This window comes from Mycobacterium sp. (genome assembly GCF_965229105.1).
GTDB lineage: Bacteria > Actinomycetota > Actinomycetes > Mycobacteriales > Mycobacteriaceae > Mycobacterium.
Genome location: NZ_OZ245858.1, coordinates 4,688,239 through 4,702,144, shown reverse-complemented (window position 1 = coordinate 4,702,144; position 13,906 = coordinate 4,688,239). Strand labels below are relative to the sequence as shown.

13 protein-coding genes are annotated in these 13,906 nt (G+C 64.6%); 6 read left to right on the top strand and 7 right to left on the bottom strand.

Annotated elements, in window-relative coordinates:
• The first annotated feature begins 49 nt into the window (after positions 1–49).
• Together ADBZ9O_RS21965 and ADBZ9O_RS21960 are read left to right on the top strand one after the other, a co-directional pair.
• Positions 50–1,207 carry an acyl-CoA dehydrogenase family protein gene (locus ADBZ9O_RS21965; protein ID WP_526525026.1) on the top strand — a complete coding sequence of 386 codons (1,158 nt, stop codon included), beginning with the start codon at positions 50–52 and terminating at the stop codon, positions 1,205–1,207.
• A 280-nt stretch (positions 1,208–1,487) separates the two neighbouring features.
• Positions 1,488–3,539 (top strand): LGFP repeat-containing protein, encoded by a 2,052-nt coding sequence (locus ADBZ9O_RS21960; RefSeq protein ID WP_526533378.1) that lies wholly within the window; start codon positions 1,488–1,490, stop codon positions 3,537–3,539.
• An 18-nt stretch (positions 3,540–3,557) separates the two neighbouring features.
• Here ADBZ9O_RS21960 and lexA read toward each other — a convergent pair whose 3' ends face one another.
• Positions 3,558–4,256, bottom strand: coding sequence for a transcriptional repressor LexA (gene lexA / locus ADBZ9O_RS21955; protein ID WP_526525025.1), 699 nt, complete (start codon positions 4,254–4,256; stop codon positions 3,558–3,560).
• A 251-nt stretch (positions 4,257–4,507) separates the two neighbouring features.
• Here lexA and ADBZ9O_RS21950 point away from each other — a divergent pair, with 251 nt between their 5' ends.
• Positions 4,508–4,996: a LysM peptidoglycan-binding domain-containing protein gene (locus ADBZ9O_RS21950; RefSeq protein ID WP_526525024.1), complete on the top strand. Its 489-nt coding sequence runs from the start codon at positions 4,508–4,510 to the stop codon at positions 4,994–4,996.
• An 89-nt stretch (positions 4,997–5,085) separates the two neighbouring features.
• A complete protein-coding gene (gene nrdR / locus ADBZ9O_RS21945) occupies positions 5,086–5,550 on the top strand; it encodes a transcriptional regulator NrdR (protein WP_526525023.1) in 465 nt (154 codons plus the stop codon).
• A gap of 11 nt (positions 5,551–5,561) precedes the next feature.
• Here nrdR and ADBZ9O_RS21940 read toward each other — a convergent pair whose 3' ends face one another.
• The 3 genes from ADBZ9O_RS21940 to ADBZ9O_RS21930 all read right to left on the bottom strand — a co-directional run bounded on the left by ADBZ9O_RS21940 (position 5,562) and on the right by ADBZ9O_RS21930 (position 8,396).
• On the bottom strand, positions 5,562–6,248 hold the full coding sequence (locus ADBZ9O_RS21940) for a PhzF family protein (RefSeq protein ID WP_526525022.1): 687 nt from the start codon (positions 6,246–6,248) through the stop codon (positions 5,562–5,564).
• A 48-nt stretch (positions 6,249–6,296) separates the two neighbouring features.
• Positions 6,297–7,319 (bottom strand): alpha/beta fold hydrolase, encoded by a 1,023-nt coding sequence (locus ADBZ9O_RS21935; RefSeq protein WP_526533376.1) that lies wholly within the window; start codon positions 7,317–7,319, stop codon positions 6,297–6,299.
• Between the two features lie 66 nt (positions 7,320–7,385).
• The gene (locus tag ADBZ9O_RS21930) at positions 7,386–8,396 is read right to left on the bottom strand and encodes a proteasome assembly chaperone family protein (protein WP_526525021.1); all 1,011 of its coding nucleotides are present in this window, start codon (positions 8,394–8,396) and stop codon (positions 7,386–7,388) included.
• A gap of 263 nt (positions 8,397–8,659) precedes the next feature.
• Between ADBZ9O_RS21930 and ADBZ9O_RS21925 the strand changes: the two genes are divergently transcribed.
• Entirely contained in the window at positions 8,660–9,376 is a 717-nt protein-coding gene (locus ADBZ9O_RS21925) for a trypsin-like serine peptidase (protein WP_526525020.1), read from the top strand.
• A 3-nt stretch (positions 9,377–9,379) separates the two neighbouring features.
• Here ADBZ9O_RS21925 and sthA read toward each other — a convergent pair whose 3' ends face one another.
• Complete coding sequence (sthA, locus tag ADBZ9O_RS21920) at positions 9,380–10,795, bottom strand: Si-specific NAD(P)(+) transhydrogenase (protein ID WP_526525019.1); 1,416 nt, start codon at positions 10,793–10,795, stop codon at positions 9,380–9,382.
• Between the two features lie 155 nt (positions 10,796–10,950).
• Between sthA and ADBZ9O_RS21915 the strand changes: the two genes are divergently transcribed.
• Positions 10,951–12,009 (top strand): DUF4192 family protein, encoded by a 1,059-nt coding sequence (locus ADBZ9O_RS21915; protein WP_526525018.1) that lies wholly within the window; start codon positions 10,951–10,953, stop codon positions 12,007–12,009.
• A 4-nt stretch (positions 12,010–12,013) separates the two neighbouring features.
• On the opposite strand, the gene ADBZ9O_RS21910 is transcribed toward ADBZ9O_RS21915, so the two are convergent.
• Together ADBZ9O_RS21910 and ADBZ9O_RS21905 are read right to left on the bottom strand one after the other, a co-directional pair.
• Positions 12,014–12,706, bottom strand: coding sequence for an iron-dependent transcriptional repressor DtxR (locus ADBZ9O_RS21910; RefSeq protein WP_526525017.1), 693 nt, complete (start codon positions 12,704–12,706; stop codon positions 12,014–12,016).
• Positions 12,707–12,893: 187 nt separating this feature from the next.
• The gene (locus tag ADBZ9O_RS21905) at positions 12,894–13,850 is read right to left on the bottom strand and encodes a sigma-70 family RNA polymerase sigma factor (RefSeq protein WP_526525016.1); all 957 of its coding nucleotides are present in this window, start codon (positions 13,848–13,850) and stop codon (positions 12,894–12,896) included.
• Between the last annotated feature and the right edge of the window lie 56 nt (positions 13,851–13,906).

The following is a 13,906-nucleotide window of genomic DNA, read 5'->3' as shown; positions in this document are numbered from 1 at the left end:
GCAACCGATGGCTATCCATATTTCCGATACCGACCGATGGAGGTTCCCCGTGGGAGTCGTCAAGTTTGAGCGCACCTTGTTCGAGCCCGAGCACGAGCTATTCCGGGAGTCGTATCGCGCATTCCTGGAACGTCAAGTCGCGCCGTTCCATGACCAGTGGGAAAAGGACCACCTCACCGACCGCAACGTCTGGCTGGAGGCTGGTAAGCAGGGCTTCCTCGGTACGCAGGTGCCCGAAGAGTACGGCGGCGGCGGCAACCCCGATTACCGGTACAACGTCATCCTGACCGAAGAAACCACGGCCGGGCGGTACAGCGGTCTTGGCTTCGGTCTGCACAACGACATCATCGCGCCGTACCTGCTGAAACTGACCACCGAAGAGCAGAAGCAGCGGTGGCTGCCGAAGTTCTGCTCCGGCGAAATGATCACTGCCATCGCCATGACCGAGCCGGGTACCGGCAGCGATCTGCAGGGCATCAAAACCCGTGCGGTCAAAGAAGGCGACCACTACATCCTCAATGGCTCCAAGACCTTCATCACCAACGGCATCCTGTCCGACCTGGTGATCGTCGTCGCCCAGACTGACCCCGAGAAGGGCGCTCAGGGCTTTTCGCTGCTAGTGGTCGAACGCGGTATGGAGGGCTTCGAACGCGGCAGGCAACTGGACAAGATCGGTCTCGACGCCCAGGACACCGCGGAGCTGTCGTTCACCGACGTCAAGGTTCCGGTCGAAAACCTGCTTGGCGAGGAGGGTTTGGGCTTCATCTACCTGATGCAGAACCTTCCGCAGGAACGCCTCAACATTGCGGTGATGGCGGCGACGGCAATGGAGACCGTACTCGAGCAGACACTGCAGTACGCCAAGGAGCGCAAGGCTTTCGGCAAGCCGATCGGCAGCCAGCAGAACAGCCGATTCCTGCTGGCAGAGCTGGCCACCGAAGCCACCGCGGTGCGGATCATGGTCGACGAGTTCATCCGATTGCACCTCGACGAGAAGCTCACCGCCGAGCAGGCCGCGATGGCCAAGTGGTACACCACCGAGGCACAGGTCCGCCTGGTGGACCGCTGCCTGCAATTGCACGGCGGCTATGGATACATGCGCGAATACCCGGTTGCCCGCGCCTATCTGGATGCGCGGGTGCAGACGATTTACGGTGGCACCACCGAGATCATGAAGGAGATCATCGGGCGCTCGCTGGGAGTCTGAGCGCGCACTTCAGGGCGGCTTTGCAGTCATCAAACTGGCGCGCGTGTCGTCGCGGCTGCACGTTATTTCGGTATCTGGTCGGTATTGTCTCCGAAATGACGGCGAAATGGCCTGTAAGCGCTGATTTCTGTCGCAGAGTTGATGGGGGCGGCGTCATGGGCGCACAGCGCCGAAAACCGCGGGGAGTGTGTGCATGACGACGCAGCGAAATCCATTCCGATGGGCTCGTTTCTGGACTAAAACGGTCAGGACGACATTGGGGTTGGTGGCCGCGGCTGCCATGGTGACCCTGATGGCGCCCGTCGCTTCTGCGGATCCGCAGACCGACGCCGATGACGCGATCAACTCTGTTTGGACCGCTGCAGGCGGCGATACCTCGCAGCTGGGCCCCAAAGACGGTGGCGTGTACCCCGTCGGCGCCGGATTCGGGCAGAACTTCGCGGGCGGCGCTGTCTATTTCACCCCGGACACCGGTGCGCGGGCGATGTACGGGGCAATCCTGGACAAGTACCGGGCACTGGGTGGCCCCGCCGACAGCGATCTCGGCTTTCCGAATATCGACGAAGGCCCGGGTCGCGTCAGTCCCGACAGCCGCAACACCACCTTCAGCGCAGGCGACAAACCGGTCATCTTCTGGACGCCGGACGCCGGCGCCTGGGTGGTGCGTGGGCCGATCAACGCGGCCTGGGACACGCTCGGCGGCTCCGCGGGTGTGCTTGGGGTCCCCACGGCCGACGAAACGTACAACGGCGCGGTCATCTCGCAGACGTTCACCGGTGGTCAGGTGTCCTATGACACCGACAGCAAGCAATTCACCACAGAGCCGCCGGACCTGGCCGGTCAGCTGGCAAATCTGAGCGTCCCGACCGATGCGACATCGTCGATCAACACGGCCTGGCGTGCGGCGGGCGGGGCCTCAGGCCCGCTCGGCCTACGTCAAGGTGACCAGAAGGTCATCGGCGATAACGGCGCCGAACAGGACTTCGCCGGCGGCAAGATCTTCTTCGCCCCGGACACCGGCGCGCACGTAATCAGTGGCGCCATCCTCGCCGAGTACGAATCGTTGGGCGGCCCGACCGGTGAACTGGGCTTCCCCAGCGCCGGTGAGGCCGACGGAGGAGTGCCGGGCAGCCGGGTCAGCGCCTTCGGTGGCGCGGATGGTCCGGTCATCTTCTGGACCGCCGAGCATGGCGCAGTTCCCGTCCGTGGCGCGATGAAAGCCGCGTGGGACAAGCTCGGCGGGGCTGCGGGCGCGTTGGGTGTGCCAGTTTCCGGCCAGAACACCGACGGTGACGTCGTCACGCAAAAGTTCAGTGGCGGCCAAATCTCCTTTGACACCAAGAAAAACACCTTCAGTAGCGACCCCAAGGAACTCGCCGATCAGTTGGTGGGCCTTCAGGTACCGGCCCAGAGCGCTGCACCTGCTCCACCGGCAGCACCGACGCCGGAGGCCAAGAGTGACAACAAGTTCCAATTCCACACGTGGTGGCTGTGGTGGATTGTTCCGCTGGCGGTCCTGTTGCTGGCCTCGTTGGTCGCGTTCGGTGTGATGCTGCTGCGCCGACGGTCCCATCACCACGTTGACGATCACGATGGCGAAGACGACACCGATCTGCCGGACGAACAAGAGAACTGGGCATCTCGAGAACCTGAAACGGCTGACGGGCGCTCTCGTTTCGTCGATCCTGACGCTGAGAATGCCTATGTCTCTTCTGGCGTCGGCTGGCCGGATCACGAGGTCCCTGAGGCGCCGGAGCGCACCTGGGGCGGGCCGCCGAACAGCGAGGGGGAGTCGCCATCTGGCGTCGGTCTGTTCACCCATCACGGCTCGCACGAGGCAGACGACGACGACGTGCTGGACGCCGAAGAAGATCCCGACAATGTGGATACCGCACCGACGCAGGTACAGGGTGACGATGACCGTGAGCAGTCGGGACGCCACGCCGCGTTGAGCGATCCAGATACCGGACGGTCAGTCTGGACGGCACCCGACGATGATTCGTATCTGCCTGAGCCACAGTCACTGTTCGCTCCCGTCTACGGCGCGGTACCACCACCACCGCCGGACTGGGAAGAACCAGAATGGGACGATTCGGCCAGCACCGCGCAGGTGATGGAACCCGATATCGACGAAGAGGTCACCGCCCCACCGTCTATCCACCTACCGCTTGACGATCCGAACGAGGCCCCCGAGGGCTATCCGATCAAGGGCAGCATGCGCTCCGGCAGGTATCACACTCCCGACAGTCCGGGGTACGACCAGACGGTGGCTGAAATCTGGTTCGCCACGGAGCAACTCGCTCAGGCGAACGGTTTCACCAAAGCTGACTGAGACCTACCGCCAGGCCGGTCACACCTTGCGGATGACGGTGACGACCTTGCCGAGAATTGCGGCTTCGTTGCCCGGGATGGGGTCGAAGAGCGGGTTGTGGGGCATCAGCCACACCTGACCGCCCGCACGTTTGAACGTTTTCACCGTGGCTTCGCCGTCGATCATCGCCGCGACGATATCGCCGTTTTCGGCCACATTCTGCTGACGTATGACCACCCAGTCGCCGTCGCAGATGGCGGCGTCGATCATCGATTCACCGACGACCTTGAGCAGGAACAGGGAACCCTCGCCGACGAGCTCGCGGGGCAGTGGGAAGACATCTTCGACGGCCTCTTCTGCCAGGATGGGCCCACCGGCGGCAATCCGGCCGAGCACCGGCACATACGTCGGCTCTGGGAGCGCATCGGAACCCGCAACCTCGGTCACCACGGCCGGCTGCATATCGTCGGCCGTGCGGACATCGACGGCGCGCGGCCGGTTGGGGTCCCTCCGTAGGAAGCCCTTGCGCTCCAAGGTGCGCAGCTGGTGTGCCACCGACGAGGTCGACGTCAAGCCGACGGCGTCGCCGATCTCGCGGATGCTCGGCGGATAACCGCGGGTGCTCACCGAAGAGCGGATGACGTCCAAGATGGTGCGCTGCCGCTCCGTCAGCGTGGTGTCTCGCGGCCCGCTTACGGCATCGTCTGAACTCGTCGAGGTGTCCTTGCTGTCGCCCATGCAGGCGAATCTAGTCGTCCACACTCCGATAATCAAACATGTGTTCGACGCGTGTCGCGGGTGGCCAGGCCCGGGGTCGGTGGTGCCGGTGTGACAGATGTGACGGATGCGTTTTTGTCGGTGGCACGTTTTATGGTTCGGCTACGAATCGATCACATGTTCGGATAGGGCTTTCGATCGAACACATGAGCGAGTACGTTTCGAACATAGGGGCGAAGATGGCTACCGGGAAAAAGTCGAAAGGAACAGCAATGCGGACGGTTACGGCGGATTCGATGATCGACATCTGGACAGACGAGCGGCCGGTCACCCGTGCCCCGCAACGGCCGGTCCGTCGCAGGCCCCGTGCGGCAGACGCGCGGCGCCGTCCAGGCCCCGGGCGGGCCGCGGGCGCCCCGGTGCGCTACCGGGGAACAGGGGTGTTGATGTCGCGGGCGTCGCACCGCAGGCGGCCCATCACCCCATTTACGACGGTCGCGCTTGCGCTCCTGGCCGCGCTGATCACCATCTGGCTCGGAGTGGTCGCCCAGTTCGGGGCAGCCGTGCAGGGTGTCACGGCTCCGGTGCCGAGCAAGTTGGCCGTCGTTCAGGTTCAGACGGGGGAGACGTTGCAGCAGGTTGCCGCCCGGGTGGCGCCTGACGCGCCGACCGGTCCGGTGATCGAACGCATCCGTGAACTCAACAAGCTCGACTCGGTGGCCATCGACGCCGGGCAGACCCTGATCGCCCCGGTCGGCTGAGGCTGCGCACGGCGGTGGCTGCGCGGTGGCTCCCGCAGGTACGCTCTGAGGCGGGGGATTTCCACCGTCGGCCCGGGCAAGGAGCGGTAGTGCACTGTCCTTTCTGCCGGCATCCCGATTCCAGGGTTGTCGACTCGCGGGAAGCCGATGAAGGTCAGGCGATTCGACGTCGCCGGTCATGCCCGGAATGCGGCCGACGATTCACCACAGTGGAGACAGCGGTGCTGGCGGTGGTCAAACGCAGTGGCGTCACCGAGCCGTTCAGTCGCGAGAAGGTGATCAGCGGGGTGCGTCGCGCCTGTCAGGGCCGACAGGTCGACGACGATGCATTGAACCTGCTGGCCCAGCAAGTGGAGGACACTGTCCGCGCGGGCGGCTCCCCTGAGATCCCGAGTAACGAGGTCGGTCTGGCTATTCTCGGCCCCCTGCGTGAGCTCGATGAGGTCGCCTACCTTCGGTTCGCCTCGGTGTACCGGTCGTTTTCATCAGCCGAGGATTTCGAACGCGAGATCAAGGATTTACGCGAGCATCGCAAGGTGATCGCCCCCAGCTGACGCGGTCACCCTCAATTGACGTGTCGCACTCCGTCATTGACGACGCGGCCGGCTACGCGCACCCAGCCCTCAGGGCTCCATCGAGTCTCGATCTGCGAACCCTTTCCCTGGGTGATGGCCAGGTCGCGGCTCAGGTAATCGGTTATCCGTACCGCCGCGGCGCCGGTGGCCTCATCCTCGGGAATGCCCAGGCTGGGGGCGAACATCCGCGATCGAATGGCACCGGCAGACCGGTCTGTCCAGGTCCAGAGGTAGTGCTTGCTGTCGTCGTCGAAATCTTCTGGATCGGCGGCGGCCAACTCGTCTGACGAATCCAGGTCATGAATCGCGAATTCCGGTGTCCACTCGGCGCGGGCATTGACCGCGGTCAGCTCACCGTCGTAGTCGATCTGCACGATGCCCGCGGGCACCTGCAGCGTCTTGATCGGTGCGCCCACTGACCGCAGCCACCACGAGGCCCCGACGGTCGGATGCCCGGCGAAGGGCATTTCGGTCGCCGGAGTGAAGATGCGGGCATGCGCCGAGGTGGAACCCTCCACCGGGAGGTCGACGAAAATCGTTTCGCTGTAACCCAATTCAGCGGCCAGCTGCTGGCGGTCCTGATGCGGTACGGAACTGCCGACGACAACACCAAGGGGGTTCCCGAAATTGCCGTCTGAATCGGTGAAAACGCGTAGGACTGTCACCTCGATACCCATGAACCGACTCTACTGGGCTGGATTGCGCGGATCAGTCAGACGGTCAGCTCAGGTCGCGCTGCGTTCGTCAGAGCCCATCGCGTCGAGTACCGCCACCTTGGTGTCGATGGAACCGGAGAGGCCGCCCTCGCTGATGCCATTACGCAGCAGCTGGCGGAGAGCGTTCTGGTCGTAGGGGGCGGGCGCTGTGGAGTCGATGAACAGCTGGACCAATTCGACGAACCTGTCCGGATCGTCGTGGAAGGGGAAGTGGCCGGAGCGCTCGAAGATCTCCAACTGCGAACCGGGCATGGCGGCATGGGCCATATGGGCATGCTCGACGGGGATCACCACATCTTGGCGTCCCCAGATAAGTTGCACGGGAACAGATTCGGTCAAATAACATCGATCGAGCATGGTCACCACCTGCCCGCGCCAGTCCACTACGGCGCGCAGCGTGCGGGTAAATGCCGAGGATGCGGTCGGCTCGGGCAGGTCGCGCAGAATCCGCAGCACGTCGGGTAGATCGCGGCCCACCGCGGTCCTTCCGAGCAGTGTGCCCGCGACGCGGCCCGCGACGCCGAGGGTCGGCAGGACCAACGGCAGGCGCAGCAGGGCGAGCGCTTCTCCGCCCATCGGTAGCGACGCGATCCGCAGCGCGATGTTGACGTCCTTGGTCACCCCACCGGCCCCGACCAGGATGAGGCGTTCCACCAGCTGCGGGAACTGGTAGGCGAACTGCATTGCCACCCCACCACCCAGCGAGTGACCCACGACAGTGGCGCGTTCGATATCGAGCACGCCCATCAGATCCCGCATCCCATTGGCGTACGCCGCCACCGAATAATCGGCGCGCGGTTTATCGGACTGGCCATGGCCCAGCAGATCGGGCGCGATCACCGTGAACCGCTGCGCAAGTTTCGCGTGCACGGTGCTCCACGTCGTCGAGTTATCGCCGATACCGTGGATGAGCAGCAGGGCGGGCCCGGAACCGGCGATCCGGAAGGCCCGCCGGTAGCCGTGGATGGTGCGGAACTCCAGCGACGGTGTCAGCTCGCGTACCGATTGGAGATTGGGCTTACGAGGCATCAGCGCGTACCTGCATAACCGGTGTCATATCGTCCAACCTCGTCGTCGGGCCAGGTGGCGCTGTCTGGGTCAGGTGGTGCCGTTCTCGTCGCGGAACGGGTCCTTGAAATTCTCACCCGCCTGTTGGGCCAGGAAACGTTCGAACTCCGCTCCGAGCTCGTCGCCGCTTGGCAGCTCCTCGTCATGAGCCAGCAACGATCTGTTCTCTTGCGCGGCAACGAATGCATCGTACTGTCGCTCCAGCGCTGTCACCACCTGAGCGACCTCTGGGCTGGCTGCGACCTGTTCGTCGATTTTGGTGTGTACGTCTGCTGAGGCCTCGGTCAGTGCCGTCATCGGCAATTCCAGCGAACCGATTTTGGCGACCTGCTCCAGCAGCGCATGCGCGGCGGCCGGGTAATCGGTCTGCGCCAGATAATGCGGCACATGCACGGTGTACCCGACGACCTCGTGCCCGTGCTGGGCCATCCGGTACTCCAACAGATTCGACACACTGCCAGGAACCTGCACCTCACCGACCCACGGCGTGTGGTCGTCGATGAGCTCACGGTTGTTGGCGTGCGCGGTCAATGTCACCGGCCTGGTGTGCGGCACCGCCATCGGAATAGAACCCAGCCCGATGGTCTGGCGGACGCCGAGTCGTTCGGCCAGCAGGCGCACCGCGGTGATGAACCGCTCCCATTTGAGATCCGGCTCCATCCCGGCCAGCAGGAGGAACGGTGTCCCGACGCTGTCGTGCAGCGCGAACAGCGACAGCTCAGGGTCCTCGTAATGGGTGAAATGATCGGTTTTGAACGTCATCAAAGGTCGCCTGGACCGGTAGTCGAGCAGCTCGTCGATGGCAAACGATGCGACCAGTTCTGTGTCGAGAGCGTCCTTGAGGTGGTTGGCGGCCAATTTGATGGCGTGACCGGCGTCGGAGAAACCCTCAAGGGCATGCAGCATCACCGGTCCGCGGCCGTCCTCGGTGGAAAGCTGCGGTGCCGGAAACTCCAGTTCGTACATCCCGGTCTGCTCAGGCTGGTACCGCGGATGTGGGTCCGGCGCCGAGCTGGGTTCTGGGCCTGTCTCGCTAGTCATGGATCTCTGCCTCCTCGCCACGGCAGGTGACGTTCCGTGTGACAGTTCGTCTGCCGTGACCTCTAGTGTCCCTCAGATCGCGAATCGTGCCGTGGCTGACCCGCCACGACCGCTCGTCTTCCTGGCAACGCGCTGCCGGGGAGCTGACATTCCACCACAGCGCCCGGCAGTGTCATCAGGCATGATCGACGTTCATGCGGATCTGGCGGGCAGCCCCTGCGGTGGCACTCCTGGCGGCCGGGTGTAGCGGCCATAGTGCCTCGGTGCCGACCACCACTCCCGCAGCCAGGGCGGCAGCCACCGACCTGGTCGCGGTCAGCGCCGCGCAGGTCGGTCCCGATCCACGAGTCGGTGCGGTGTTCCTCGGCGGCGGCACGTTGCACACCTGCTCGGGGTCGGTACTGCACTCATCGACCGGTGATTTGGTCCTGACCGCAGCGCACTGCCTGGCCGACGGGTTGCCGGCCACGTTCGTGCCGGCGTTTTCCGACGAGGCGGCTCCGGGCGACATTTGGAACGTCGACGCGGTCTACCTCGACCCACGCTGGGTGGCCAGCCAGGATCCGCTGGCCGATTACGCGATCATGCGGGTCAGCCGCGACGGCGGCGGATCGATCGAAGCCCAGTCCGGTTCGGGCCTGACGTTGGGCACCGCGCCCAAGGCAGGCACCTCGGTCACCGTCACCGGCTACCCGCTCGGGGACGGCGGCGGGCCGCTGAGCTGTCAGGCGGACACGGCGACGACCCCGGATGGCTACCCGACGCTCAAGTGCGGCGGTCTGGTGGATGGCACCAGTGGGGCCCCGTGGATCAGCGGATCGACAGTGACCGGGGTGATCGGCGGCCTCGACGGCGGCGGGTGCGACGAAAACATCTCCTACTCAGCACCTTTCGATGCCGCTACCGGGCAGTTGCTGACGCGTGCCGAGGCAGGTGCCCCCGGTGACGTCGCGCCGAACACCTTCGACTCGCAGTGCTGAGCTTTACGCCTTGAACTGACTCAACGCCCGCAGCTTGTTCATCACATCGAGCGCCGCCACCTTGTAGGCCTCCGAGAACGTGGGGTAGTTGATGACCGCGTCGACAAGGTATTCGATGGTGCCGCCACAGCCCATCACGGCTTGGCCGATATGCACCAACTCTGTTGCGGCGGTACCGAAGATGTGGACGCCGAGGATCTTCAGATCATCGGTGGACACCAGCAGCTTGAGCATCCCGTAGGAATCGCCTGCGATTTGCCCGCGGGCGAGTTCGCGGTAGCGCGACACCCCGACCTCGTAGGGAACCGAATCCTTGGTCAGCTCAACCTCGGTGGCGCCGACGTAGGACACCTCGGGGATCGAGTAGATGCCGATCGGCTGCAGTTCGGTCATGCCCTTACACGGCTCGCCGAACGCGTGGTACGCGGCGAGGCGGCCCTGATCCATCGAGGTAGCGGCTAGCGCCGGGAACCCGATGACATCGCCGACGGCATAGATGTGGTCGACCTTGGTCTGGTAGTCGTCGTCGACGAAGATGCGGCCACGGTTATCGGCTTCGAGGCCGGCATTCGCCAGGTCGAGGTGATCGGTCTGGCCTTGGCGCCCCGCGGAGTACATGACGGTCTCGGCAGGGATCTGCTTGCCACTGGCCAGGGTGGTGACCGTTCCGGCGGAACCGATGTCCACCGCGGTCACCTCTTCGCCGAACCGGAAGGTTACCGCCAGATCCCGCAGGTGGAAGCGCAGTGCTTCGACGATCTCCGGGTCGCAGAAGTCCAGCATCGAGTCGCGCTTCTCGACAACGGTCACCTTGGTGCCGAGCGCGGCGAACATCGAGGCGTATTCGATGCCGATGACGCCAGCCCCCACGACGACCATCGACCCGGGAATGTTCTTCAGATCCAGGATCCCGTCGGAGTCCAGCACCCGATTTTCGTCGAACTCGATACCGGGCGGCCTTGCGGGTTTGGTCCCCGTCGCGATGACGATGAATTTGCCGCGGACAGTGATGCTTTCGGCACGGCCGGGATCTTCGACCAGGATGGTGTGTTCGTCGATGAAGCGCGCGTGCCCGACGTAGAGCTCGACCCGGTTGCGCATCAACTGAGAACGCACAACGTCGACTTCCTTGCCGATCACGTGCTGGGTGCGGGCCAGCAGATCAGCGGGGGTGATCTTCTCCTTGACCCGGTAGCTCGCGCCGTAGAGCTCGCGCTGGCTCATCCCGGTCAGATAGACGACAGCCTCACGCAGGGTCTTCGACGGGATGGTGCCCGTGTTCACACAGACACCGCCGAGCATGCGGCCCCGTTCGATGACCGCCACAGATTTGCCGAGCTTGGCGGCCGCGATGGCGGCCTTCTGGCCGCCCGGCCCTGAACCGATGACGACGAGGTCATACTCCTCTTGCGAACCCATGAGAGGTGTCTACGCCGGTTGTGGGAATCTCGCATGCCGAGACGGTCAATACCGCGTGAACAACACCTGTGCACAGTTGCCCCTTCATCCACAACTGCGGTCCGCGCACCTGTCCGGCGGAGTCCGCTGACGGTGTCGATTGCGACCGTTCGGACATGACACGACACGATCGCGACTTCACCCTCAACCGCCCCGGCGCGCTGATCGCCGCCCTACCCGCTGTGCTCGGCTTCACTCCGGAGAATTCCCTGGTCGTGGTGTCGGTGGAAAGCGGGGAGATGGGCGCCGTTCTCCGGGTGGACCTGTCTCCGGAGCTGGCCGACGGCCTGGACGAATTGGTCGAGGTGACCGCCGCGGCCCGCCCTGACGCGGTGATCGCGGTGATCGTCGACGCCGCGGGGGCGTCCTGCCCGATGTGCAACGAGGAGCACCGGCAGTTGTGCGACAGCCTGACCACAGCGTTGTGCGCGCACGGTATCGAGTTGTGGGCTGCCCACGTGGTCGACCGGGTCGGGGCTGGCGGCCGGTGGCACTGTGTGGATGGCTGCGGATCCCAGGGTCGCGTCGAGGACCCCAAGTCCTCGCCGGTGGCTGTTGCCGCGGTCCTCGACGGGCGCCGGCTCTACACCAACCGCGCCGAGTTGCAGGCAGTCATCGCCAGCGATGACGACGCTGGGGCTGTCGCGCTCGTCGACGCCATCACGGCCCGACTGGCCGATGATCAACAACAGCGATCCGATGACCCCGACGGCTGCGCGCGTCGCGATGTCCAGGCCGCGTTGAGTGCAGCCGCCCGGGTAGCGGACGGCACGCCACTGGCCGATGCGGAGATCGCCGCTCTGGGCTGCGCCCTCATCGATGTGCAGGTACGCGACACCATGTTCGCGCTGGCGGTCGGGGAGAGCGCGGGGCCCGCGGAATCCCTGTGGGCAGCACTGGCGCGCCGGCTACCTGAACCGTGGCGGGTCGAGCCACTGGTGTTGCTCGCCTTCAGCGCCTACGTCCGCGGCGACGGGCCGTTGGCCGGGGTGTCGTTGGAAGCCGCGCTGCGTTGTGTCCCCACCCACCGGATGGCGGGAATGCTCGACACGGCCCTTGCGTCGGGTATGCGTCCGGAAAAGATCCGCGAGCTGGCGCTGACCGGTTACCGCGTGGCCGGCGAACTTGGGATCCGGCTGCCGTCGCGGCAGCCGTTCACCAGGCGTGCCGGGTGAGCCCTCAGACCTTCTCGACCTTGACCGCGTGCGCCATCTCGTGGGGCAGCTCGACGTTCTCATGGCCGGGCACCAGGATGATGACGCCACCGAGCGGATTCATCTCGACGGTTACCCTGGCGTTCGGCACCACACCGGCATCCTTGAGTCGACCGATCAGTGCGATATCGCCCTGCACGTGTTCGGTCAGCTGACGTACCACGACCGCGACGGGCGAGCCGGCCGGGAGTTCGGTCAGCCGAACGAGACCGGTCTCTTCGAAACGGTGGGTGGCGCCGAAACCGAGCTCAGACAGACCGGGGATCGGGTTGCCGAACGGCGATACGGTCGGGTTGTCGAGCACGGCGACGAGGCGACGCTCGACGTCTTCGCTCATGACGTGCTCCCACTTGCAGGCTTCGGCGTGTACCTCTTCCCACGGCAAGCCGATGACATCAACGAGCAGCCGTTCGGCCAACCGGTGCTTACGCATCACGGCAATCGCCAACATCCGGCCTTTATCGGTCAGTTCGAGGTGCCTGTCACCGGCCACGTGCAACAGCCCGTCGCGTTCCATCCGGGATACCGTCTGGCTGACAGTGGGCCCGCTCTGCTCCAGCCGCTCGGCGATACGTGCACGCAGCGGAATCACGCCCTCTTCTTCGAGGTCGTAGATCGTCCGCAGGTACATCTCTGTGGTATCGACCAGGTCATTCATTTGGCACCTCCGTTGCCCGTGAGTCTACTGGGCTAGCTGGGTGAATGGTTCCCTAACACGACGCGGGGGACCGAGGCCCCAAGGAACGTAGCCGAGAAGGGGCCAGCGCTATCCGGCGCGGCCGGACCTGGGCCGGACAGCAGTATGCCCGCCGGGGGGCACGGCGGGCATACTGACTTCGGGTTGGTCAGCTGGCGTAGGAGCGCAACCGCTCGGCGCGATCGCCGTGACGGAGCTTTGCCATCACTTCGCGTTCGATCTGGCGGACCCGCTCACGTGACAGACCGAACAGCTTGCCGATCTGGTCGAGCGTCCGCGGCTGTCCGTCGTCGAGTCCGAAGCGCAGGCGAATCACCTGATGCTCACGCTCGTCGAGGGTGGACAGCACGCTGCGGATATCGGTGTGCAGTAGTTCGGCGATCACCGCGTTCTCCGCCGACAGCGCTTCCGCATCTTCGATGAAGTCGCCCAGGGGCGCTTCTTCGTCGCTGCCGACCGGCATATCGAGGCTTACCGGGTCGCGGCTGTGTGACAGCAGATCGGCGATCTTCTCGGCCGGGATTCCGGACTCTTCTGCCAACTCTTCGTCGGTGGCGTCGCGCCCGAGGTTCTGGTGCATCTCGCGTTTGATCCGGGCCAGCTTGTTGACCTGCTCCACCAGATGCACTGGCAGCCGGATCGTGCGGCTCTGATCGGCCATGCCGCGGGTGATCGCCTGGCGGATCCACCACGTCGCATACGTCGAGAACTTGAAGCCCTTGGCGTAGTCGAACTTTTCCATCGCACGGATCAGACCCAGGTTTCCTTCCTGAATCAGATCCAGTAGCGGCATGCCGCGACCGGTGTAGCGCTTGGCCAACGAAACCACCAGACGCAGGTTGGCTTCCAGCAGATGGCTACGCGCCGCCTGGCCGTCGCGAACGACTTGGGCCAGTTCACTCTTTCGGTTATCGCCCAGGCGTTTCCGCGTCGCGAGCAGATGCTGGGCATACAACCCGGCCTCAATTCGCTTGGCGAGTTCCACCTCCTCTACGGCGTTGAGCAGCGCTGTCTTGCCGATGCCGTTGAGATACACCCGGACGAGATCTGCAGCTGGACTCTGGCTATCCAGGTCTCCGTCAATCCTTGCGGCGGCATTTGCCATAGCGGCCTCCTACTGGCTCGAACTGTCATGTGGTTCAACGCCTGACTGGAGGAAAG